At 37.8% G+C, this 21,690-nt stretch carries 19 protein-coding genes and 1 riboswitch; of the genes, 11 read left to right on the top strand and 8 right to left on the bottom strand.

What is annotated here, in order from left to right:
• Nucleotides 1–48: 48 nt before the first annotated feature.
• From ALPR1_RS13410 to ALPR1_RS13385, 6 genes are all read right to left on the bottom strand, one after another.
• Nucleotides 49–765 (bottom strand): ABC transporter ATP-binding protein, encoded by a 717-nt coding sequence (locus ALPR1_RS13410; RefSeq protein ID WP_008201445.1) that lies wholly within the window; start codon nt 763–765, stop codon nt 49–51.
• Between the two features lie 86 nt (nt 766–851).
• On the bottom strand, nt 852–3,632 hold the full coding sequence (locus ALPR1_RS13405; RefSeq protein WP_008201444.1) for a tetratricopeptide repeat protein: 2,781 nt from the start codon (nt 3,630–3,632) through the stop codon (nt 852–854).
• Nucleotides 3,632–3,919, bottom strand: coding sequence for an Asp-tRNA(Asn)/Glu-tRNA(Gln) amidotransferase subunit GatC (gene gatC / locus ALPR1_RS13400; protein WP_008201443.1), 288 nt, complete (start codon nt 3,917–3,919; stop codon nt 3,632–3,634). Before gatC ends, ALPR1_RS13405 begins: the two co-directional genes overlap by 1 nt.
• Entirely contained in the window at nt 3,906–4,646 is a 741-nt protein-coding gene (locus ALPR1_RS13395; protein ID WP_008201442.1) for a lysophospholipid acyltransferase family protein, read from the bottom strand. The genes gatC and ALPR1_RS13395 overlap by 14 nt, the downstream gene beginning before the upstream one ends.
• Complete coding sequence (locus ALPR1_RS13390; RefSeq protein WP_008201441.1) at nt 4,639–5,016, bottom strand: globin domain-containing protein; 378 nt, start codon at nt 5,014–5,016, stop codon at nt 4,639–4,641. Before ALPR1_RS13390 ends, ALPR1_RS13395 begins: the two co-directional genes overlap by 8 nt.
• Nucleotides 5,017–5,044: 28 nt before the next feature.
• Entirely contained in the window at nt 5,045–6,394 is a 1,350-nt protein-coding gene (locus tag ALPR1_RS13385) for an NfeD family protein (protein WP_008201440.1), read from the bottom strand.
• A 196-nt stretch (nt 6,395–6,590) separates the two neighbouring features.
• Between ALPR1_RS13385 and ALPR1_RS13380 the strand changes: the two genes are divergently transcribed.
• From ALPR1_RS13380 to ALPR1_RS13370, 3 genes are all read left to right on the top strand, one after another.
• A complete protein-coding gene (locus ALPR1_RS13380) occupies nt 6,591–7,763 on the top strand; it encodes a LysM peptidoglycan-binding domain-containing protein (protein ID WP_008201439.1) in 1,173 nt (390 codons plus the stop codon).
• A 293-nt stretch (nt 7,764–8,056) separates the two neighbouring features.
• Nucleotides 8,057–8,440, top strand: coding sequence for a hypothetical protein (locus tag ALPR1_RS13375; RefSeq protein WP_316929451.1), 384 nt, complete (start codon nt 8,057–8,059; stop codon nt 8,438–8,440).
• Nucleotides 8,440–9,207 (top strand): TIGR02757 family protein, encoded by a 768-nt coding sequence (locus tag ALPR1_RS13370; RefSeq protein WP_008201437.1) that lies wholly within the window; start codon nt 8,440–8,442, stop codon nt 9,205–9,207. The genes ALPR1_RS13375 and ALPR1_RS13370 overlap by 1 nt, the downstream gene beginning before the upstream one ends.
• A 50-nt stretch (nt 9,208–9,257) precedes the next feature.
• Here ALPR1_RS13370 and aceK read toward each other — a convergent pair whose 3' ends face one another.
• Entirely contained in the window at nt 9,258–10,985 is a 1,728-nt protein-coding gene (gene aceK, locus ALPR1_RS13365) for a bifunctional isocitrate dehydrogenase kinase/phosphatase (protein ID WP_008201435.1), read from the bottom strand.
• A 317-nt stretch (nt 10,986–11,302) separates the two neighbouring features.
• Between aceK and ALPR1_RS13360 the strand changes: the two genes are divergently transcribed.
• The 4 genes from ALPR1_RS13360 to ALPR1_RS13345 are packed head-to-tail and all read left to right on the top strand — an operon-like array spanning nt 11,303 to nt 14,181.
• Nucleotides 11,303–11,998 (top strand): hypothetical protein, encoded by a 696-nt coding sequence (locus ALPR1_RS13360; RefSeq protein WP_040302834.1) that lies wholly within the window; start codon nt 11,303–11,305, stop codon nt 11,996–11,998.
• Entirely contained in the window at nt 11,988–12,629 is a 642-nt protein-coding gene (locus ALPR1_RS13355; RefSeq protein WP_008201431.1) for an NUDIX hydrolase, read from the top strand. Before ALPR1_RS13360 ends, ALPR1_RS13355 begins: the two co-directional genes overlap by 11 nt.
• A 55-nt stretch (nt 12,630–12,684) precedes the next feature.
• Nucleotides 12,685–13,938, top strand: a complete 1,254-nt coding sequence (locus tag ALPR1_RS13350; protein WP_008201429.1) for a DUF819 family protein — start codon at nt 12,685–12,687, stop codon at nt 13,936–13,938.
• Nucleotides 13,939–14,181 (top strand): (2Fe-2S) ferredoxin domain-containing protein, encoded by a 243-nt coding sequence (locus ALPR1_RS13345; RefSeq protein WP_008201428.1) that lies wholly within the window; start codon nt 13,939–13,941, stop codon nt 14,179–14,181.
• Between the two features lie 20 nt (nt 14,182–14,201).
• Here the strand turns inward: ALPR1_RS13345 and ALPR1_RS13340 are convergent, their stop codons facing one another.
• The gene (locus ALPR1_RS13340; protein ID WP_008201427.1) at nt 14,202–14,522 is read right to left on the bottom strand and encodes a YbjQ family protein; all 321 of its coding nucleotides are present in this window, start codon (nt 14,520–14,522) and stop codon (nt 14,202–14,204) included.
• Nucleotides 14,523–14,743: 221 nt separating this feature from the next.
• Here ALPR1_RS13340 and ALPR1_RS13335 point away from each other — a divergent pair, with 221 nt between their 5' ends.
• From ALPR1_RS13335 to ALPR1_RS13325, 4 genes are all read left to right on the top strand, one after another.
• Nucleotides 14,744–18,595, top strand: coding sequence for a PAS domain S-box protein (locus ALPR1_RS13335; protein ID WP_008201426.1), 3,852 nt, complete (start codon nt 14,744–14,746; stop codon nt 18,593–18,595).
• Nucleotides 18,596–18,609: 14 nt separating this feature from the next.
• Nucleotides 18,610–19,005: a response regulator gene (locus ALPR1_RS20390; protein ID WP_050776400.1), complete on the top strand. Its 396-nt coding sequence runs from the start codon at nt 18,610–18,612 to the stop codon at nt 19,003–19,005.
• Nucleotides 19,006–19,073: 68 nt separating this feature from the next.
• Nucleotides 19,074–20,390, top strand: coding sequence for a hypothetical protein (locus ALPR1_RS13330; protein WP_050776399.1), 1,317 nt, complete (start codon nt 19,074–19,076; stop codon nt 20,388–20,390).
• A gap of 87 nt (nt 20,391–20,477) precedes the next feature.
• Nucleotides 20,478–20,576: riboswitch (SAM riboswitch) on the top strand.
• A gap of 60 nt (nt 20,577–20,636) precedes the next feature.
• Entirely contained in the window at nt 20,637–21,689 is a 1,053-nt protein-coding gene (locus ALPR1_RS13325) for a homocysteine S-methyltransferase family protein (protein WP_008201423.1), read from the top strand.
• Nucleotide 21,690 lies beyond the last annotated feature (1 nt).

Here is a 21,690-nt window from a genome sequence, read left to right as displayed (position 1 = left end):
TTATTCGATCTGACAAAAATAAGAATCTATTTGTAAAATTTAGGATTATTAAGCGTGCATCGTCACACCTCTGGTTGGATTAGGATTAATTGTGTCTGTTTCGATCAATCCATCTCTTAATCTCACGATTCTATGGGCATAGTGGGCGATGTCATCTTCGTGAGTTACCATGATGATTGTATTTCCTTTCTCATGTAATTCATGGAAAAGCTCCATGATTTCATAGGAGGTTTTAGAATCTAGGTTTCCTGTTGGCTCATCCGCCAAAATGATACTTGGATCATTGACCAAAGCCCTTGCAATCGCAACTCTTTGTCTTTGACCTCCAGAAAGTTCATTGGGCTTATGCTTCGTTCTCTCACCTAAACCTACATTGGAAAGTGCTTGGAAAGCACGTTCTTCTCTGTCTTCTTTACTATAACCAGCATAAACCAGAGGAAGTGCAACATTATCCAAACAGGAAGCTCTTGGTAAAAGATTGAATGTCTGAAAGACAAAACCAATCTCTTTATTCCTAATCTCTGCAAGTTCATTCTCTGTCATATCACTTGCATCCTTATTGTTAAGAATATAAGTACCTGCAGTAGGGGTATCTAAGCAACCTATGATATTCATCAATGTAGACTTTCCTGAGCCTGATGGCCCCATAAATGCCACATATTCTCCTCTTTCAACAGTAATAGAAATAGACTTTAACGCTTGAATGACTTCAGCGCCCATTCTATAGGTTTTGTTGATATCATGCGTTTCAATGACTCTGCTCATAGGTTTTAAAATTTTGCTTAAGATAAGATATATGGATAAAAAAATGTAGTTGAATGTGTGAATTTACGTGAAACTTAATGCTAAAGTTAATATTCTAAGGAATCTAGCTTCGATTGAGGTACCCATTCTTTTAATTCGGATAAAGCATCTTCGGCATAATTAACCAAATTCATTCTTTTAGCAGCTTGGATTTTTCGAATCCAAAGAATGGGGTCATGATTAAATAAAGAAGCCTCATTAAGCATTTCATATTGTTCCAATGGGTCTGTTATTCTCTCAGCAGCGCTCAAAATCAATGGAGTGAAATAGGGGTTTGCCGTTAATTCCTCACTCACATTCAGCCACCGGGTAAAGCTCAGTATGCTTTCATTATTTTGCCAATCAGGGTTTGCTAGGAACTTATCTAGCTCAGGAGTTTCTCCAATTTTACTTTTTAAGTTTTCGGCAAGAGATTGGAGTTGAACTTTGCTCAGACCATGAGATTTATGAGATAAGATCCGAATTGCTAAATCTGCCTTAAGTTCGGAGTTGGGAAAAGATTCCCAAAGGACGTAAAGGTCTTTTGGGAAATACTCGTGAAACCTACCAATGATCTGCAAGTATTGGGAGATTTGACTTTCCGTTTCCACTAAGTACTTTGGCTCAATTACCTGATATTCCCTTTTGATGTCTTCAGCATTGTCCTTGTATCCAGCGAGAATTAATGTTGATAGATGATGCGGTTGAAAAGCCTGGAAGCCTTTTTCCTCGGCTACCAATAGCTCTCGAGAAGATTTTTTTAAGTCAAGGTTTTGAGCTAAAACCTGTGAAGATAAACTGAGGTAGTATCCTGCAGAGCCGGGATTCCTAAATGCCAATCCATTGAGATTTTTAATGGCTTCCGTCACCCTTCCAGCACCCAAGCTTCTTATAACACCTGTTTCCTGAAGGTCCATCAGATAGTCAAGCATAGCTTCCTGCTTTCCTAAACTGTCCAGTAGTTTCAGGTCATTACTGGGATCTTCTCGGTTTCGTTCTGAGAATAAATTCCGAATTCCAGCCTGAATAATCATGGAGCTATTTTCATTCAAAACTCCTGATCTGACTTTGCTTTTTAATTCATCACTGGAATAATTTGCCAAAGCATTATTTGTGGCAAGGGCATTGATTTGACCAATCAAATCATTGGGCTGTTCCTCAAAGGACTCTACTGATCCCATTTTAGTCTTGAGAGCAAGTAAATTACTATTTATAATAGAATGATTTTCCTGATGAGCTTCCAGTAAAGAAATAGCATCTTCAGACCTATTGACCTTCGCATAGAAAAGCGCTAGGTTATTTGTTAGATGAGGGTCATTTGGGAAAAATTTCAGTCCATTCTCTAAATAAAATATGGACTCAAAGATTTTATTCTCCCTGTGAAGACGGTTGCTAAGTAATATGATATTGTCAACCTGAGGAACTTCCGCAAAACTTTCTTCCAAATGCTGTTTCGCCAAAGTTGGCTGGTTGAGTTGAAAAAGTAACTGAGCTGCCAGGTTTTTTGCTCTATCGTTTTTGCGGTATTTATACCAAGAGTTTTCATATAAAATACTGGCCTCTAATTTTTGCTCTGTTTGGTAATAGTAATCTCCAAGAATATTATCTGTCAGGGAATTGACTTGAGTTGCTACAATGCCTTGCGTGTAAATCGTCAACACCATTATCGCCATCAATCCACCTATTCTCAAATGGTAATATGGTAGGGAATAAGGCTTATATAAAATTTGATCTATCTCTTTTCCAGAATCCATGATAGATAGGAAATTGCTGAAAAGGTAGACAATGAAAAATATAGAAAAACCAATCTGAGTATATAAAAAGCTATGTTTTAGAAGCTCAAGAGCCGGTTGATTTCCAGTAATTATTAATTTCCAGATAAGCCAAAAGACTATGCCAAACCCCAAAAGGTGAAGCGCCTTTAAGAGCCTTGGCGAAGCAGCCAAATTTGGTATTTGCTCAGTTTTACTTTTTATAGAAAGCCAACCTAGAATTCCTATTGGTACTATCAACAATAAAGGGGAAAATCCGAAGAATGGAATGTAAAGATCTCCTCTTACTTCCATAAAAAGGACGAACAAAAGGCCAACATAGAACAAGGAAATCACTGCCATTTGCCAGGAAATCTTCATTCCAATACCTTTGTTTTGTTTTGCTAATAGAATGTAAAGACCAGAAATCATTCCATGCCCATTCCAGCAAAACCAGGCGATAGCGAAGCCTATCGCTAATAAAGTAGCATGCTCTGAAAGGAATAGCAATGGTGTATTTATCGGACTTAACTGGGTCAATAGGATGATGGAAATTGCCAAGCTTATAGCAGTTGCTATCCACTTTTTCCAAATTGCGAGGCTTTGCCCATAAATATGAAAGATAATCACAGGTAGCAGTGAACCTGCCAAGAGTATTAGCAATGGATAATTGGCGCTGGGTCCACCGATGTTAAGTCCATTGAAATTGCTGACAGTCAAAAGTATAATCCAGCCAATTCCTCCCGCGACAATTGGTAGTTTTTTAAATTCCGAAAGTACTGAAAGGAAGGAAACAGAAATCAAAAAGACAATTCCCCCAAAGATGTAGGATTCCTGAATCAGCATCCGGCTGGGTAGCGTCCTGAATTCTTGAAAAATCAAGAAATTATCCACATTGATAGGAAATGAAATGGGGCCAATCTGTACCCAGTCAAAAAGAATCGGAACCCGGTCCAAAAAAGTAGCACTCTGAATAATTCGGTATGGAACCGGGTTAATCAACAAATAGTAAAGCGCAAAAAGCCCTCCGGCTATGATCAGTAGGAGGGCAGCTATTACAGGGAAAGAAAATTTTGATTGATTCTTTTCGTTTTTCATTATTCTAAAACCTTCGGCACGCGGAAGTATTCTGCGTCTTTTTTAGGGGCATTCTTAAGACCTGCTTCATGAGAAATATGATGACCTATTTTATCTTCTCTCATGTCATTCACTTCTGATGACATAGTAGTCAGAGGTTCCACATTTTCAGTGTCTACTTCACTTAATTGCTCCACCCAGTCCAAAATTTGACTCATATCTTTGGACATCTTCTCAGCGCTATTTTCATCAAATTCAAGTCTGGCTAAGTGTGCTATTTTCTTGATTGTAGCTTTATCGATTTTCATAATTTTTGGCTTCTAGGTCCAATTGATTTTGGATGGTCTCAAAACATTTATTTTTGAGACTTACTTCTGTATCCTCATCCGAGGGAATGATCGGCTCATGAAACACCATTTTTGCCGGCCTCCAATGAAGGAGTAATCGTCCGTCGTCTGGCAAAATTAGGTGATTATGAGCTAAAGTGACAGGTATAATTGGGATTTGTTTGGAAATAGAAAGCTTAAATGCGCCATTTTTAAATGGAATCATCTTTGGTGGGTTTTTCGTGAAGATTCCACCTTCGGGAAAAATCACAAGCCCAGATCCATTTTCTAACGCCTGAAGAGATTGTTTCATTGTTTCAGCTCTACTTTTCAATCTCTCTCTATCCACAGCAATATGTAATTGCTTGAAATAATAGCCAAAAAGTGGCGCCTTGCGTATAGAAGCCTTACCTACAAACTGAACGTCCCCGGGAATAAAACCCATCATAGGAATATCCAAATAGCTAAAATGGTTGGCTAAATAAATGTAGGATTCGTTTTTTTTAGGCTTAGCGTGATCCTCGATCTTTACAGGAAGAAAGATGAGAGTAAAATAAACTCTTGCCCAATACCGATTGATTTTTCTCCCAAACTTTTTAAAACCTGGAATCCAGATACATAATAGAATGAAGGGGAATATGAGCAGAAAGCTAATTACAAATAAAAGCCCTGCATAAATTGAATATGCTCTACTTAGAATTTTATTCATGGTTCACCATATGGTTTGCCACTTTAATAAAATATCCCATCATCAATTCTTTCACATTGGGCTCTAAATCTAATTGGTCCATAGCAGATAACATGGCGTTTAGCCAGTGATTTCTCATTTTTCCGTCGATTTTCCAATTGAGATGTCTTAAGCGAAGTCTAGGGTGCCCTCTTCGATCGGAATAGGTTTGCGGCCCTCCAAAAACCTGAAGTAAAAATAAAAACAATCGCTCCTCTGCTGGAGCCAAATCCTCTTCTGGATAAAGCTTTCGCAATTCTTGGTTTTTCTTAACTTCTTGGTAAAAATAATGGGTGAGTTGGCGAATTTGATCTTCTCCGATCTTTTCATACACCGACTGAAATGGGTTCATGCCACAAACTTAAGGAATTCTAAAAAGTTTAAACTTCTGTTTTTTTAACTTTTAGAGAAGTTCCCTCGGTAGAAATGACAATGATCTTTTCATCTTTATCAATAAAATCACCCCTAGAAAAGGCATCATAAATTTCCCCATCTATTTCTACACGCCCACTTGGCCTTAGTCTGGAATGTACCCTTCCTGATTTTCCCAAAAGGGTGTCAGAATAAAAGCTAGAAGTAAAACCTTCTTTTCGTTGCTGGGTATTTGCTAAGGAAATATGACTGAATGCTTTCCATTCGTTGACTTTTGGAGTTAGCCAAAACACGAATCCTACGGAAGCAATGGAAGCTAAAATAACCGTAAGTAAGGCTATAAATAAATCTGCAGCAGGTACAAAGTCAAAATTGAAATTTTGATTAGGAAGCATGCCTAATACCAATCCTGATAAAATGCAGATGATCCCCAGAATTCCGAAAATCCCAAAACCTGGAATAACAAATAGCTCTAAGGCCAAGAGGATAATTCCTAAAACAAAAACAATGATCTCCCAATTATCTGCCAGACCATTTAAATAATAAGGAGTGAAATAGAGAATGACCGCTACAATAGAGGCAAGGATTGGGAAGCCGATACCTGGAGTTTGAAGCTCAAAATAGATTCCACCAATGATGATCAAGATCAGAAAACCACTTACTGCTGGGTTTAAGAAGAAAGCGATCACTTGCTCCACTAGATCATTTTCATAATTAATTATCAAAGCACTGGAAAGATCTTGATCTTGTATTAACTCATTGATAGAAGCGTACTCTCCATCACAAAATCCATATTTGATCGCCTCAGAAACTGAGAATGTAACCACAGATCCTTTTTCACTGACCCCTTCCACTTCAATGTTTTCGTCTACCATGGCTTCAGCGATCTTTGGGTCTCGACCTTTTGCCTCTGCTGTACTTCTCATCATCGAACGCATGTAGGATTGGTATTTATCCGGAGCAGCGGCTCCATCTGTTCCATTGACTACAGTGGCTGCTCCAATACTACTTCCCGGAGCCATAAAAATTTTGTCGCAGGCAATAGAAATTAAGGCACCTGCAGATGCTGCATCTTTGTTAATGAATACTTGAATAGGTATTTCTGATTCAAGGAGCATGGTTCTTATATCGTCAGCATCATTTACTGCACCTCCATAAGTATCCATTTCGATCAGAATAAGATCAGCGGATTCCTCTTTGGCTTTTTCAAGCGCTAATTTCACCCTTCTATTCATTGCCGGATCGATGTCATCATCTATTTTGAATGAAAAAATAGTTTTGACAGGACTTCCCTGAGCACTTAAAAAATTGGGAATCAAAGAGGTGATCAATAAAATCAGCAGGATCTTAATTTTCATAATATATTCTAACGCATTTGCACAGAAAATATACGAAAACCCTTCGTAAACTTCGTTTATTCTTTCATAGAAGCGAAAATTAAGCTGGTCTATTACAAATCATTAAATTCTATTTTTCTAGCATAATTCTTGCGTCTTGAGCTAAACGAAATTAATCTTGCATTTACAGTACAATTATTCAACTTTAAAAGTTACTATGATTTTCGGATCAAAATTCCAATTAGCCTTTCTTTCTTGTATTCTGTTTGTTTCTCTTAACTCCTTTGCATCCAATAAGATAACCTTGGATTCTGTGGGGGTTGAAAAAGTAGGGGATAAGACTTTTATCCTTCATGAAGTAGAACCAAAAGAGACGCTGTTTGGAATCAGTAGGAGATACCAGGCAGCCGTTGGAGCAATCATTGAGTCCAATGAAGTTCTTAAACAAGGCTTAAAAATAGGACAAACTATTCGAGTTCCCTTTGTTGCTAAGTCGGCTATTCCTGAAGGAGCGAAATTGCATAAAGTTGTTCCCGGAGAAACCTTGTTTTCAATCTCCAAGCAATATGGCGTTTCTGTCAGTGAGGTGATGGCCTGGAATGAATTGAAAGGAAATGACCTGAGTGTTGGGCAATCATTGATTATTGAAAATCAAAGCGCAACCCCTGAACCACAGCCAGTCGCTCCTGTTGTAGAAGAAGAACCAAAGACAACACCTGTAGCAGCTGTAGAAACTAAAACCGTATCAAATAACTCCAATTCAGAAATTCCTAAACAAGTAGCAGTTCAATCTGAGCCTGCGGTTTCAACTCCAGAAAAAGTGGAGTCTCCAGCGCCGAAAGCTGCAGAAAATGCAGTTCCTATTGCACCAGGAGACTGGGTAACACATGAGGTAAAAAATGGAGAAACACTTTTCTCTATAGCTAATCTGTATGAGGCTAGAGTGGAAGATGTTATTACCTGGAATGCGTTGAGCTCAAATAATCTTAAAGTTGGACAGAAATTGAAGGTTGGAAGAGGGGAAGTTGGTCCATCTACTGTACCAGTGGTAGGAACTCCTAGAGTTGTTAATAGTGCAGAAGAGATGACCATACCATCTAGTTCAGACAAAGCTTCCGGTGGGTTCAAGAATATCAAAGAAACTGGACAAGCTGAACTGATTGAAGGAACAGGTGGCCATAAAAAGTATTTGGTTCTTCATAGAACTGCTCCCGTAGGGACTATCATGAGAATTAAGAATGAGGAAAATGATATTACGATTTTTGCTAGAGTAGTGGGAACCCTTCCAGAGACTGGTGATAATGCCAGATTGGTGATTAAATTATCTCAGGCAGCTTATGATCAGCTAAAAGCGGTCAATGCTAGATTTCCTGTAGAAGTCATGTATTAATCCAAATAGTTAATAAAGATTTATATAAACCCCGGTAATCCGGGGTTTTTTATTTGCTCAATTGGGCTATTTTTTTGTTTATCCTTCTGCTAAAGCTAATTTTGTGTCAAGGAATCTCAAGTATGAACAAAGTCCAATTATTCTTTCACCACGTTTTCCGCTTTATATGGAACACAATTTTTGTGCTCTGTTATCCAATATTGGCAAGTTTCGGTATTTTGTTTATTGGTCTGACCTATTTGTTTTCCCTTTTTTCCAGGTTCCTGACAAGGATTAAACCGGAAGGAAGGAAAGTGATCCTGAAAGATGTAGAATGGGAAACTTTACCTTTTACTAATGATCTTTTGGAAGCAAAGTTGTTCAAGCAGATCATGTTTGGACCTTCTGGGTTTAAGCTTCGTAGAAAAGATGGTGTGCCTTCAATACTCAGTGATCATGTGTTTGGAAACAAAGTAAGAATCTTAGATGAAGGCTTAATTCTGGAAAAGTGGAATAGCACCGAGTCAAAAGAACTCCCGGATTTTGATATCTGTCTTTATGTACCTGATGAAGATAGCTTGAAGCCCTTGACAAACATTAAATGCTTTGATTGGCATATGTCTGAAAAAGTCGACAATGAGTTATCATTCAAATGGTTTGACGGAACTCAAGGTGGCGAAGTAAAAGTGGCGCTTTAATGCATCAACTGAAAGATTTTTTAGACCAAAAGGTCTTAGAGTACAATCAGCCAGGATTTATCAGCCATGATCCTATTTCAATTCCGCATCGTTTTTCTAAAAAACAGGATATAGAGATTGCCGGTTTTTTTGCGGCAATTTTGGCCTGGGGCCAAAGAAAGACCATTATCAATAAGTGTATTGAGTTGTTTCAAATGATGGATAATGCACCGCATGAATTTTTACTTCATCATAGTGATAATGATTTGAAACCACTGGTGAATTTTAAACACAGGACATTTAATGACATTGATACGCTTTATTTTGTACACTTTTTAAGTTGGTTTTACAAAAAACATGAATCTTTAGAAGAGGCCTTTTTACTGGGTTGGAATAGTGAAATCAATGCAATGGAGTCGATGTTGATTTCATTTCATGAGTACTTTTTTCATTTGCCAGATGCACCTCATAGAACGAGGAAGCACATTGCAAACCCTGCCAGAAAAGCAGCCTGTAAAAGAATCAATATGTTTCTCCGCTGGATGGTGAGGAAAGATAACAAGGGGGTGGATTTTGGAATATGGGATAGAATTCAGCCATCCCAACTGATTTGTCCCTGTGACCTGCATGTGGATCGGGTAGGGAGGAAACTAGGTTTGATCACGAGAAAACAAACGGATTGGTTGACAGCTTTGGAGTTAACCCAAAAGTTGAGAGAATTTGATCCAAATGATCCGGTCAAATATGATTTTGCGCTTTTTGGGTTGGGAGTAGAGGAGAAATTTTAAAATTCAAAGTTGCTTATTCCCCCTTCTACATAGATTGATTATCGATCTCTTTAAATGATTTGATCAGGGCGAAATCGAATTTCCTCAGGATAAGGAAAGGCATGAATCAGTTCGCCATTGTTAACCCTGGATTGAACTTCCTTCCAATAGGCAGGGTCAAACAACTCTTTTTGGTAGTTAAGGAAATGTTCTTTGAGGTCTTTTCTTCCAATCATCCAACGCCTAAAATCTTCCGGAAAAACATCGTTTTTGGCAATATCATACCAAGGTTCAGGAGCATAAATTTGTTCGTAGGTTTCTGCTTTTGGCTTTACCCGAAAATTCATATCGGTTAGAAATTCAATTTCATCATAATCATAGAAGATCACTCTTTTTTGCCGAGTAAGACCAAAATTTTTGGTCATCATATCTCCGGGAAAAATATTGGCTTGTGCCAATTGTAAAATAGCTCTTCCGTAATCTTCCACCACTTTTTCGCCCTCCTCGGTGCTACAATGTCCCAAGTAAAGGTTTAATGGCTCCATCTTTCTTTCCGTGTAGAGGTGCTTTAAAATCAGGTGTGTTTCCGTGAAGTTTAAAAGGGAATTGGTCGTGTTTCTAAGCTCTCGAACTAGTTCAGGACTAATTCTATCCTTTGGTATTTTAAAATATTCAAATTCATGAGTGTCAGCCATTCTGCCCACTCGGTCGTGAAGGGATACTAACTTGTACTTTTCACGCACTTCTTGACGCGTCATGTTCTTTGGAGGCTCGAAGTGATCCTTTATAAGTTTGAAAACAATATTCAGAGAAGGTAAAGTGAAAACAGTCATCACCATTCCTTTGATTCCTGGAGCCACTACAAACTGATCTTTACTATTTTCTAAGTGATGAAGAAAATCCCTGTAAAAAAGAGTTTTCCCATGTTTATTAAAGCCTATGGCATTGTAGAGTTCATGAATTTTTTTGTGTGGGATGACTGAACTCAGAAACCCTACTACTTCGGAGGGGACATCCGCCTCCACCATAAAGTAGGATCTGGTAAAGCTAAACATGTGACTCATTAAGTTTGGGTCAAAGATCAAGGTGTCCACAAATACGCCCTTTTCTCCATGCATCACAGGAATAATAAACGGCATCCATTTATGTCCCAGGAAAGTCCTTCCAATTAAGTACGCAGCTTTATTTCTATAAAAGACAGGTTTAAGAATTTGGGTTCTAGTTTCTGGTGCAATACGGTACCGTGTAAGAATGACTTTTTGAACCCCCTCAATCAAAAATTTGATGTCTTGTTCTTTATCCATAAAAGGAGCCCCAAAATCATAATCTTCCAGTATTTGTCTGATGATTTTGTCAAGCCCCAGACCTGTTGGGTAAGTTCTTATCAAATCTGAGTTTTCCCGAATCGTACAATAGTCATGACCTTCCATTACGAACATTAAATCTTCATCCACTGCCAATTGGTCAAAAGTTTTTCGGATAACTGAATTGAAAAAAGTTTCTGCAATTTCTAGTTCCGGTAAATCCGCAATTAATAAGGAATAATTTTCTTTTATACCTGACCAGAGTTCTCTGTTTGTTCTTTGATCTCCCATCTTCTCTTTACAGGATTTTGCCAAAGGAAATAGCAAGTCTTTATAGAGTCGAAGTCTCTGTTTATGATTTACTTGAATTGCTTTCCAATTTTTTTGACTGAAATAAGTGGGAGTTAATCGGGTGTAAGCTTTAAAAGATTTGATATAAGTTTCGAAGCCATCTAAAATTTTTTCAGATATCAAGATTTCAAGAGAATTTTCCATAGGAGAGGTTTGATCCAAAACATTCGGTTCCCGAAAGTAAGTTGGATAAAATTTTTTACAATTTTTTTTGTGATTTTTATCCTGATTTTTAGCCAATTATACAAGAAAAAAGGCAGGGAAATATAATTTTGAAAATCTTTCGCAATCGATTGTTTGGAGGATATAAAAACATTTTCTACTTTTCGCAAGTATTCATGAATTGAATATCTACAATAGGTTTAATAGGTTTGAGAGCAGGAAAAGGTCGGAGTCATATTCCGGCCTTTTTTGTTTTTTGGTGTCGCTGAATTAGTTTCGACTTCTGCTATTTATTTCCCATGATTGACAACTTTCCATATTGTTTTAGGATTTTGATTGGATTAGCATTTCTATGGAGTGTTTCTTCATGTGAATCTTCCAATTCCGATTCAGAAAATCAAGCAGTTGCGTTAACCCCAGAGGATGATGAACTGAAAATGCTTCAAAGTTTTCTTGAAGTAGGTCTGGGAAAGGAGGTTGTTTGGAAGAACCATTGGAAGTCAGAAGTTGGAGAGTTTTTAAGTTCTGATTTTAATTTGGTCCAAAGTGATTCCATAAATCCTATGGAAATGCCCGAAAAAAATCCAATACTTCCAGATGATCCTCTCTATCCATATCAGTTGCCAAACCCAAATGGCAATGGAACGATGGATATCTATAGTTATAAGGTTGAAGCTCAAGATGCAATAGACCAGCCTTTCCTAAACCCTGATTCTGAAGTCGTATGGTATAGGGAAGATGGAATGAAAGAACGCTTGCTTTTCATGGGACCGTCTGGAATGTTTGAAGAGGGGATTTGGGTCAATGCAGAGACTTTTTTAGTCTTTGGTTATTTTCAAGAAGAAAGTGGATATAGACCAATGGCTTGGATCATAGATCTTGGTGAGCACTTTGTTCATAGATTTGAACTCCAAAAAAAATCAGAACAATATCAGCCAGAATCTTATATCAATCAAAAAATCAAAAAAGTAGATTTGAGTTTGAATGGAGTTTGATAAACTTATCAAAATTCTGAAATCAGGGCTTGAACATCCTCTTCCCGGAAAGGATGCTCAATTAATAATGTCTCCACAGCCCGTGGACCCAAAGAGGTTTTTAACTAGAGAATCAGGATCACATAGGCAAGGAGCAGTCCTAATAATGCTTTATCCTGATCAAGGACAAGCATTTTTCCCATTAATCAAGCGTCCTGTTTATGAAGGAGCTCATAGTGGACAGATCGCTTTGCCGGGAGGTAAGAAAGAAAAAGAAGACCCGAATTTAATCCATACAGCCTTAAGAGAAGCTTCTGAAGAAGTTGGGATCGTTCCTGAAACTGTGGAAGTTTTAGGGACCTTAACGGATTTATACATATCAGCAAGTAATTTTTTAGTTACTCCTGTCATCGGTATTTCTCATATCAAACCCGACTTCGTTCCTGAGGAAAAGGAGGTGGATAGAATCATCCAAACGACCATTGGTCAATTGACTGACCCTACTTTTCGAAAGAGGAAAAACTTAGAGTTGAGTAAAAATTTCAGTTTGGATACTCCGTATTTCGAGGTAGAAAAGGAGATGGTTTGGGGAGCTACCGCCATGATTTTAGGAGAGTTCTTGCAGATATTGGAGAACGGCAAGCAAATCTAATAGGATTTTCAAGACTTTTGTTGGTTTTATAGCTTTTCACTCCGTATTTCGGATTATGGAAGAAACTAGCCCTATTTTTTCGAATGATGCGATCGTTTTTGGAATACTGATGGCCATTTTAGCTTTGGTTTTTGGAACCGCGTCAAGTTCAAATAAGTATTTAAGGAAGTTTTATAAAGTGGTTCCCACGGTACTTCTATGTTACTTTATTCCTGCTTTATTCAATTCCTTTGGGTGGATCTCAGGAGAGACTTCCGGGATTTATCAAGTAGCCAGCAGATACCTTTTACCAGCTTCCTTGGTGTTATTTACAGTAAGTATTGACTTAAAGAGCATTTTGAAGTTAGGACCCAAGGCATTGACTATGTTTTTGGCAGGAACTTTTGGGATTATGATTGGTGGCCCGCTTGCATTGGCTACCATAGGATTTTTTCAACCAGAACTATTAGGAGGAAGTGGTCCTGATGAGGTTTGGAGAGGATTAGCAACTATCGCTGGATCATGGATCGGGGGAGGAGCAAATCAAACGGCCATGCTGGAAGTGTTTGGAGCTAGCCCTTCATTGTTTAGCCAAATGATCGCTGTGGATGTATTGGTGGCTAACCTTTGGATGGCTGTTTTGCTGTATTGGGCTGCAAAGCCTGAAATAATCGATAAGAAATTCAAAGCTGATAGCTCAGCCATTTATGAATTGCGAGATAAAATAGAGGAGTTTAGAAAAGGAATTATGAAAATCCCTACACTCTCAGACACCATGATAATTTTGGGAGTGGGTTTTGGAGTAACTGGGGTTGCTCATTTGTTTGCTGATATTATTGCACCATTTATAGGAGAAAATTACCCCTCATTGAGCCAATATTCTCTAGACTCAGCGTTCTTTTGGATAGTGGTAATTTCTACTACCATTGGTTTGGCGCTATCCTTTACAAGAGCAAGGAATCTAGAAGGAGCAGGGGCTTCCAGGATGGGAAGTGTTTTGCTTTATGTTTTGGTCGCCTCAATAGGCATGCAGATGGATTTAGGAGCAGTATTGGACTCACCAATATTGTTCTTAGTTGGAATTTTATGGATGTTTTTCCATATTCTTATCATGCTGATTGTAGCCTATATAATCAAAGCTCCCTTCTTTTATGTAGCAGTGGGTTCGCAAGCCAATGTAGGTGGGGCTGCTTCAGCCCCAATTGTAGCCTCGGCTTTTGACTCCTCGCTGGCTCCAGTAGGTGTTTTATTAGCAGTGCTTGGATATGCCGCCGGTACTTATGGAGCTTATTTATGTGGATTAATGATGCAGGCTGTAGCCAGTGGATAAATGGAAGCTAAGAGAAAATTGATATTTGTGTGTTCAGGTTCCGATTGTAAAAAAGCCGGGATAAAATCTTTGAAAAAGGAGCTGAAGCAGGCAATGAAGGAAGGAGAGCTTAAAGGGCAATGTAAAATGATTACTACCAAGTGTATGGACTTTTGTAAGTCTGCACCTGTCATGATTGTAGGAAATCATATTTGTAAAAAAGCCACTAAAACAAAAGTATTAGAACAAATAAAGAAGCCCTGATTTTTCAGGGCTTCTTTATTTTATGATTTTGTGATTCTGACAGCTGTTCCACTGACAGTAACCATGAGCATGCCATCTCGAATGGTTTCATAGTCTAAATCTATTCCTACAATGGCATCCGCACCAAAAGCTCTTGCCTGCATTTCCATTTCTGAAAGAGCAGTTGCTTTAGCTTCTTTTAATACTTTTTCATAAGCAGAGGATCTTCCTCCGACGATATCAGTAATGCTAGCAAAAAAGTCTTTGAAAACATTTGCACCTATAATTGTTTCCCCTGAAACAATTCCTAAGTACGAATCTATACTATAACCATCTAGGCTGGGGGTAGTCGAAATAATCATGAGTTGAGTTTTATTTATTTTTTTGAATATCTAATTTAACACGAAAACTTGTTTGATTTGGTTTTGCTTCCCTTTGAAATAGAGGTTTTTATTTAATCATCTTTTAGTTTGACTACTTTAAAATTCGATTGTACTTAGAAAAAGAGCAGACTTTTGGTCATATTAGTCCGCATTTTATAATTTTAGTATAATGGCTAAGCGAGTTAAGTAGTAAGGACGGTATGACAGAATTCCAGCAATTTGATATTTCAGACTTCTTTGATCAGATGAGTGAGCCGCTCTTTATGATCGATTCTGAGGAAATCATTTTTTTTAATAAATACTTCCATTCAAACTACGAGCTAATTTCAGATCAGTGGCAAAGTTTCATTGATTATCCAGAGGTTCGGAAATCTCTCAAAACCTATTTTGAAAGCGGAGAGCTAACCCAAATAAATTTCTTTAAATCCTTAAAGTCATTATCTGGTGATTTTTTACTTTTTGAATGGAGTCTGATTGCATTGCCTTCCAGTTATCAAAATCGCTTTGTGATCGTCAAAGGAGCCAGGTCAAAATTCTATTCCGAGTCGATGCTTGTTCAGACTCCGGAAAACGCTGAAAAGAACGCGAAGTATAACCTTCATTTTCTTGAAAGTATCCTCAATAACACGCATGACTTGATCACTATACTGGATAGTGAGGGGAATTATAAATTCATCGGTCCTTCAGTAGGGCAAAAACTAGGATTTAAAGTCGAGGATATTGTAGGTAAGAATTTTCAAGACTTCATTGATGCTGGAATTATCGAGTTGGTTAAAGGTGATTTTGAATCTGCTCTACAATCAGAGGAAGAAGTAAATATTGATTTTTGGGTTCATAGAGAAGGAGAAAAAAGCAAGTACATAGAAAGTTTTGCTAAAAATCTATTGCATAACCCTCAAATACAAGGGGTTATATTTAGCGCACGAGACATTACGGATTACGTGCAAACTGATTTTTCCCTTCAGAAGAGGTTTGATCTAGAAAACATGATCAATAAGGTTTCTGCTTTATTGATAAATGAATCTCCTATTGATTTACTAAAAAGTTTAAAAGACTCTTTCTCGATTGTAGGTGAATTTTTAAATGCAAAAGGAGTTGAAATCCATTTGAGAGAGGGGGAAAGCACTTTATTTAGTTCATTATGCCTTTGGGGAAAGTTGAAAAAAAGAAGTGTACAGAAGGAATTAGAACTAATACTTCAAAATGCGGCATTTCAGAAAGTTCAATTGAAGAGTATCGATGAAGAATGTTGCTTTATTCTTATCCCTATGGTTAGTAACAATAGGCTTAAGGGATTACTCTTAATTCAGGTTAACGAAAGTAATTTACAGTTTGACGAAAGTGAGCTTCAGATTTTAAGGCAGATGGGAGATATGTTCCTAGGAGCCTACGAAGCAAGCAAAATGAAAAGTAGAATAGAAAGGAATGAAAACCTTTTGGCCACTACTGAATTGATAGCAAAATCAGGTTCATGGAGATATAATGTCCACCGGAAAATGTTTCATTTTTCTGGAGGTTTGGCATATATGTTTGGACTAGGAAATAAGCCCACGTATGCTAAGTTTTCCACGATGATTTATAAGATAGATAAGCCTTTTAGAAAAGAGTTTATCACTAATCTTAGAGAAACAATAACATCGCTTCAGACGACTTCTGGAGAGTTTACTATGAAGTCGCCAGAAGATAAAAATGTTATTATCAATTATGAAATTGATGTGCCAAGCGGAGGAATGGGGCATCAAATAGAGGTGGTTGGTATCTGTACTGATGTTACCCATAAAAAAGCTACGGAAGAACAGCTTGTCTTGCAGTCACAAATATTGGCTCAGGTAAAGGATCCAATAGTAGTGACTGACTTAGAGCAGGAGCTGATTTATGCTAATGAAGCCGCGCTGAAACTATGTGATAAAACAGTAAATGACGTATGTAAAGGTAAAATTGCTGAGTTTTTTGAGTTTGAAAATCATGAAGAAAAGTTAGAAGAGATTATTCCAAAAATTGAAGAGGGGAATATATGGCAAGATGAGGTGAACTTGAAGATCAAAGGAAATAAGGCTGAACCTTTTGAAGTGTCAATTAAAGCCATTCATTCGGATCAAAACCAAAAAATAGGATACTCCTTAGTTCTTCAGAACCTTAGTGAAAAATATGAAGCGAAAAAATTAGCCAACAGGGCTAAAATGATTGTTGAAAATAGTCCTGTGGTTTTATTCAGGATAGATCCAAATGATGATTTTAGGATAGTCTATATTTCTGACAATGTAGCTCGATTTGGATATAACGCCCAGCAATTAGTAGAGAGTAAAAAATCAATTCTAGATTTACTTTATGCCGAAGATGCTAGACATATCAGGGAAAAATCTAAGGAAATAAAAAATGAATTTGGAGTTCCTTCATTCTCAGGATCCTATCGATTTAAAAAAGGGGATGGCTCTTATATTTGGGTAGAAGATCAAACGCAAGAAGTTAGAGACGAGTCAGGAAAAATCCAGCTCCACGAAGGGTTGATCTTGGATATTGACGATCGTAAAAAGTTGGAGGATATTAATGAGGAACGAGATCGTCAATACAGGATTTTAGCATCCAATATTCCAGGTACCAATGTTTTCCTACTGGATAAAGAGAGAAAATATATTGTAGCGGAAGGCACCAATTTTGAAAATTGGGGAATGACTAGGGAGGATTTTGAGGGGAAATTTTTATGGGAAGTGCATGTGACTCCTTATGAGGAAGTAAATGCATTGTTGGACCAGGTATATTACGATCGCCAATTTTTGGAATCAGAGTTTGCGTTTGGTGACCGCTATTATGCTAGGTCATTTAGACCGATTGTCATCAATGATCAAGTGGAATTTGTGCTTAGTATTATCAGAGATATTACAGATGAGCATCAAGCAAAAATCAATTTGCTACAATCTGAAGAAAAGTATAGAACGCTGGTTGAAGAAAGTACCGAAATCATTTTCTCTCTGACAGAAAAGTTTGAGCTTCAATATGTTTCCCCTAATGTGCAGCAGTTTTTAGGCTATAAAGCCTCTGATGTAATTGGTAAAAGTATTTTTGAATTTCTCAACCCAGATGACATGGGAGAATTTGAGAAAATCTTAGGAGACAATCAGGATTTCTTAGCTCAAAACCAGTTCTTGGAATTTCGACTAAGGCATTTAAATGGTGATTATAGAGTCTTTAATTCCCATGGAAAGTTGATCGAGGACAAGGAGGGGAATCCTAGTTTTTATACCGGTATTGCTAGGGATGTTTCGAAATTAAAAGAAGCCCAAAAGGAATTAGTAAAGGCGAAAGAAAATGCAGAACAGGCTTCTCTCGTTAAATCTCAATTCCTTTCAATCATGAGTCATGAAATCCGAACGCCCATGAATGCGGTGATTGGATTGTCTCATCTATTGATGCAGGAAGATCCTCGCGCCGATCAGTTGGAAAACTTAAAGACACTTCAGTTTTCCGCAGAGAATCTAATGGCTTTAATCAATGATATACTGGATTATAATAAGATCGATTCTGGTAAAGTCGAACTGGAAGAATTGCCATTGGATTTAAAGAATTTAGTAACCAGGATTGTTCATTCCCATAGCTTTCAGGCAAATGAAAAAGATTTAAGGCTTTCTTGTCTCATAGATCCCGATTTACCACAAAAACTTCTTGGGGACTCGGTAAGGTTAGGCCAAATAATAAATAACCTACTTTCCAATGCCATAAAATTCACAGATAAGGGAGAAGTTACGATTAAGTTGTCCCATGAAATTCTCGAGAAGGGAATCTGTCGAGTTAATTTTGAGTGTATTGATACGGGTATCGGTGTGCCTGAAGATAAAAAAGAATCAATTTTTGAAGCATTTACACAGGCTTCCTCTTCAACCACCCGGAAATATGGTGGAACAGGTTTAGGCTTGGCTATTGTAAAAAGGCTGGTAAACCTATATGGCGGAGATATCGAGGTGAATTCAAATATTTCTGGGGGCAGTACTTTTAAGTTTTACGCTGATTTTAAAATTGCCAAGTTCAATAAAAAGAGGCAGTCGATAGTAAAGTAAGACTTCCAAGTTCATTGCAGGAGGCTACTATTTTAGTAGCTGAGGATAATTATGTCAATCAAATATTGATAAAGAAATTCCTGAAAAAATGGAATACAGGAAAAGTGGTCATTTCTTCAGATGGGCAAGAAGCCTTGGAAATGTTTGGTAAGGAGCATTTTGATCTTGTTCTCTTGGATCTTCAAATGCCTGTCCTAGATGGCTTTGCAGTTGCCGAGAAAATCAGAGCTGATAGCGACCCGATAAAATCAAATGTCCCTATTTTGGCGCTGACAGCCACATCATTTCAAGAGGTAAAAGACCAGATGAAAGAAATTGGCTTTGATGATTTTGTTCCCAAGCCATTCATACCAGAAGTGCTTTACGATAAATTAATCAAACATCTTAATAGGAAAGATTCGCTAGAATAATCGGTTTAGCATTAATTTTGCCTGCAAGGAAGCTATTGTGCAGACAACCTTAATAACTGAGTAAATTCATGCCTCGTTTTTTTCGATTTTTCCTTTTCACCCTAATTCTCGGTTGGTCTTTTAGTGTCTCTGCACAGCAATTGGTGACAAAGAGGTCTTCCTTCTATGTCGTGGTAGGAACATCTGGTGCCAAGCTCAATCAATTTGACCAATTGCTGAAAGATCGTGGCCTGTCGGGATTAAGGAATAAATACAATACAATCGGCCTGGGATATCAAACTCGATACAATGATTTTGTGATCGGAATGGAGCTATATCATAACCGAGGTAGCAAAAGCGTTTTTGACGGTTATAACATAGGGTATAGAACTTCAAGGGCATTAGTGAATATTGGCTATTCATTTATAGAAGAGTCAAAATTTCAATTGATACATTATATGTCTATTGGAGCTGGGTTTTTGAATTTTCAGATGCTCCCTGAAAACCAATCCGGTAACTTGGATGAGTTTTTAGCTGAACCCGCTCAAGGCTTTATTCTTCGAAAGAAAAACATTCAAAAAGGAAGTCAATATTACGGCAACTTTTTGACGGAGACAGGTTTCCAATTAAGTTATGATTTTGACCTTCCGGGAAGGAAAGAAGCCTTAGAAGTATTATTAAAATTAGGATACTCATTTAGTCCATTTGAAGGTAAATGGAATATGAAAGACCTTTCATTTGATAATGCCCAAAGTGGTGCATTTATCAGACTTGGAGCAGGCTTAACGCTGCCGGATCGAAATTTCTTTTATAAAGATGGATCTATTGGATTTTACTTAATAAATGGAATTCATTTTACATCACCTACCAAGTTGAATGAAAAGCTTGCAGATGCTGGATTTAATGAACTAGACGGAAAGCCACATAATATTGGCTTGAAGATTCTTGGAGAAACAGGTTCATTACTCTATGGGGCTGAAGTATTTAATTTAGCAATGCATGGTGAAGCCAACACTTTAAGGGAGCAATCCCTCAATAGTCTTCGTGTTTATGGTAACATAGGAATGAAATTTTTCCAGTTCAAGAATTTTGGAATAGGTGGGGTTGTAGGACTAGGTTTTGGAAATATACGCTATACCAATACACTTAAAGAAAAGCCTGATTTTCCGGAATTATTTGAGCAAAGGAATTTTGACAGTTACATAAAGAGCAGTGGTTTGATGACCAAACCAGAAGTTTTTATTGAATATGGTTTGCCTATTGGAAAACGCAATTTGTTTGATATTGTATTCAACACCTCGTTTGGATATGAACTTCCTTTGGGGAATTACAAATTAGGAGATTTAAGCATGAGCAGCTACATGGCAGCACCTTATCTCAGTATAGGTGTGGGAGTAAGGCCATAAGTTGAGAATCTCTAAAAATATGTCCAAAACCCTATCAAAATTGCTGTAATCGACTGTTTTATTAGGAAAATGATAGTACCTTTGGTCAGCTTATCGAGAAAGACTGAGGGAAGGGCCCGACGACGTCTTAGCAACCTGTAACCAAGGTGCTAATTCCCATCCCGAATATTCGGGAATAGATGAGCGGATAAGTCTTTGTACTTTTTTCCGTGTTTTGCTCGATTAGCCCTTGAATATTAATCAATTATGCAAAACAGAACTGAACTCCTACTACAGCAAATTCAAAAAAGAATCCTGATTCTCGATGGTGCCATGGGTACTATGATTCAGCGATATAAGTTGACGGAGGAAGATTTTAGAACTCCTGAGTTGAAAAATTATGCGAAGGATCTAAAAGGAAATAATGATTTGCTGTCATTGAGTAAGCCAGAAATTATTAAAGCCATTCATAGGGAATATTTGGACGCAGGATCCGATATTATTGAAACTAATACGTTCTCTGCTACCACTATCGCCCAAGCTGATTATGGTTTGGAGCACTTAGCCTATGCAATCAATTTTGAATCCGCAAAGCTGGCAAGAGAAGTGGCAGAGGAATACTCAGCAAATAATCCAGATAAACCCCGATTTGTTGCAGGTGCAATAGGCCCGACCAATCGAACTGCTTCACTCTCGCCAGATGTAAATGACCCCGGCTATAGAGCAGTTACGTTTGACCAATTGGCAGAAGCTTATTCGGAGCAAGTAAGAGGGTTATTAGATGGTGGTTCTGATATATTATTGGTAGAAACAATTTTTGACACCTTGAATGCAAAAGCAGCTCTTTATGCCATTCAGGATGTTTTTGAGGAAAGAAATTTGCCACTTGATCCAAGGGAAGGAGGAATTCCAATCATGGTTTCAGGAACTATAACAGATGCCTCAGGGCGTACATTGTCAGGGCAAACCACTGAAGCATTTTTGATTTCAATTTCTCACGTTCCTTTGCTTTCTGTAGGCCTTAATTGTGCTTTGGGAGCTAAAGAACTTAGGCCATACCTTAAAGTTCTTGCACAGAAATCACCTTTTTATGTCAGTGCTTATCCGAATGCAGGGCTTCCCAATGAATTTGGGGCATACGATCAGGGAGCAGATGAAATGGCAGGTCAGGTCCGGGACTTTTTAAAAGAAGGGATGCTGAATATCTTAGGAGGATGCTGCGGCACCACTCCTGAACATATAGCAGCTTTGGCAAACCTTTCAGAAGGTTTTGCCCCTCGTAAATTAAATCAATTAGAAGTAGAAGAAACGTTGGATTGAG

The sequence above is a fragment of the Algoriphagus machipongonensis genome, assembly GCF_000166275.1.
GTDB classification, from domain to species: domain Bacteria; phylum Bacteroidota; class Bacteroidia; order Cytophagales; family Cyclobacteriaceae; genus Algoriphagus; species Algoriphagus machipongonensis.
The sequence above is the reverse complement of the archived record's forward strand: the minus strand, read 5'-3'. Positions and strand labels throughout refer to the sequence as shown.

What these genes read in the sequence shown, in the direction of transcription:
- ALPR1_RS13410 (WP_008201445.1), bottom strand. Translation starts at nt 765, where the DNA reads ATGAGCAGAGTCATTGAAACGCATGATATCAACAAAACCTATAGAATG.
- ALPR1_RS13405 (WP_008201444.1), bottom strand. Translation starts at nt 3,632, where the DNA reads ATGAAAAACGAAAAGAATCAATCAAAATTTTCTTTCCCTGTAATAGCT.
- gatC (WP_008201443.1), bottom strand. Translation starts at nt 3,919, where the DNA reads ATGAAAATCGATAAAGCTACAATCAAGAAAATAGCACACTTAGCCAGA.
- ALPR1_RS13395 (WP_008201442.1), bottom strand. Translation starts at nt 4,646, where the DNA reads ATGAATAAAATTCTAAGTAGAGCATATTCAATTTATGCAGGGCTTTTA.
- ALPR1_RS13390 (WP_008201441.1), bottom strand. Translation starts at nt 5,016, where the DNA reads ATGAACCCATTTCAGTCGGTGTATGAAAAGATCGGAGAAGATCAAATT.
- ALPR1_RS13385 (WP_008201440.1), bottom strand. Translation starts at nt 6,394, where the DNA reads ATGAAAATTAAGATCCTGCTGATTTTATTGATCACCTCTTTGATTCCC.
- ALPR1_RS13380 (WP_008201439.1), top strand. Translation starts at nt 6,591, where the DNA reads ATGATTTTCGGATCAAAATTCCAATTAGCCTTTCTTTCTTGTATTCTG.
- ALPR1_RS13370 (WP_008201437.1), top strand. Translation starts at nt 8,440, where the DNA reads ATGCATCAACTGAAAGATTTTTTAGACCAAAAGGTCTTAGAGTACAAT.
- aceK (WP_008201435.1), bottom strand. Translation starts at nt 10,985, where the DNA reads ATGGAAAATTCTCTTGAAATCTTGATATCTGAAAAAATTTTAGATGGC.
- ALPR1_RS13360 (WP_040302834.1), top strand. Translation starts at nt 11,303, where the DNA reads ATGATTGACAACTTTCCATATTGTTTTAGGATTTTGATTGGATTAGCA.
- ALPR1_RS13355 (WP_008201431.1), top strand. Translation starts at nt 11,988, where the DNA reads ATGGAGTTTGATAAACTTATCAAAATTCTGAAATCAGGGCTTGAACAT.
- ALPR1_RS13350 (WP_008201429.1), top strand. Translation starts at nt 12,685, where the DNA reads ATGGAAGAAACTAGCCCTATTTTTTCGAATGATGCGATCGTTTTTGGA.
- ALPR1_RS13345 (WP_008201428.1), top strand. Translation starts at nt 13,939, where the DNA reads ATGGAAGCTAAGAGAAAATTGATATTTGTGTGTTCAGGTTCCGATTGT.
- ALPR1_RS13340 (WP_008201427.1), bottom strand. Translation starts at nt 14,522, where the DNA reads ATGATTATTTCGACTACCCCCAGCCTAGATGGTTATAGTATAGATTCG.
- ALPR1_RS13335 (WP_008201426.1), top strand. Translation starts at nt 14,744, where the DNA reads ATGACAGAATTCCAGCAATTTGATATTTCAGACTTCTTTGATCAGATG.
- ALPR1_RS13330 (WP_050776399.1), top strand. Translation starts at nt 19,074, where the DNA reads ATGCCTCGTTTTTTTCGATTTTTCCTTTTCACCCTAATTCTCGGTTGG.
- ALPR1_RS13325 (WP_008201423.1), top strand. Translation starts at nt 20,637, where the DNA reads ATGCAAAACAGAACTGAACTCCTACTACAGCAAATTCAAAAAAGAATC.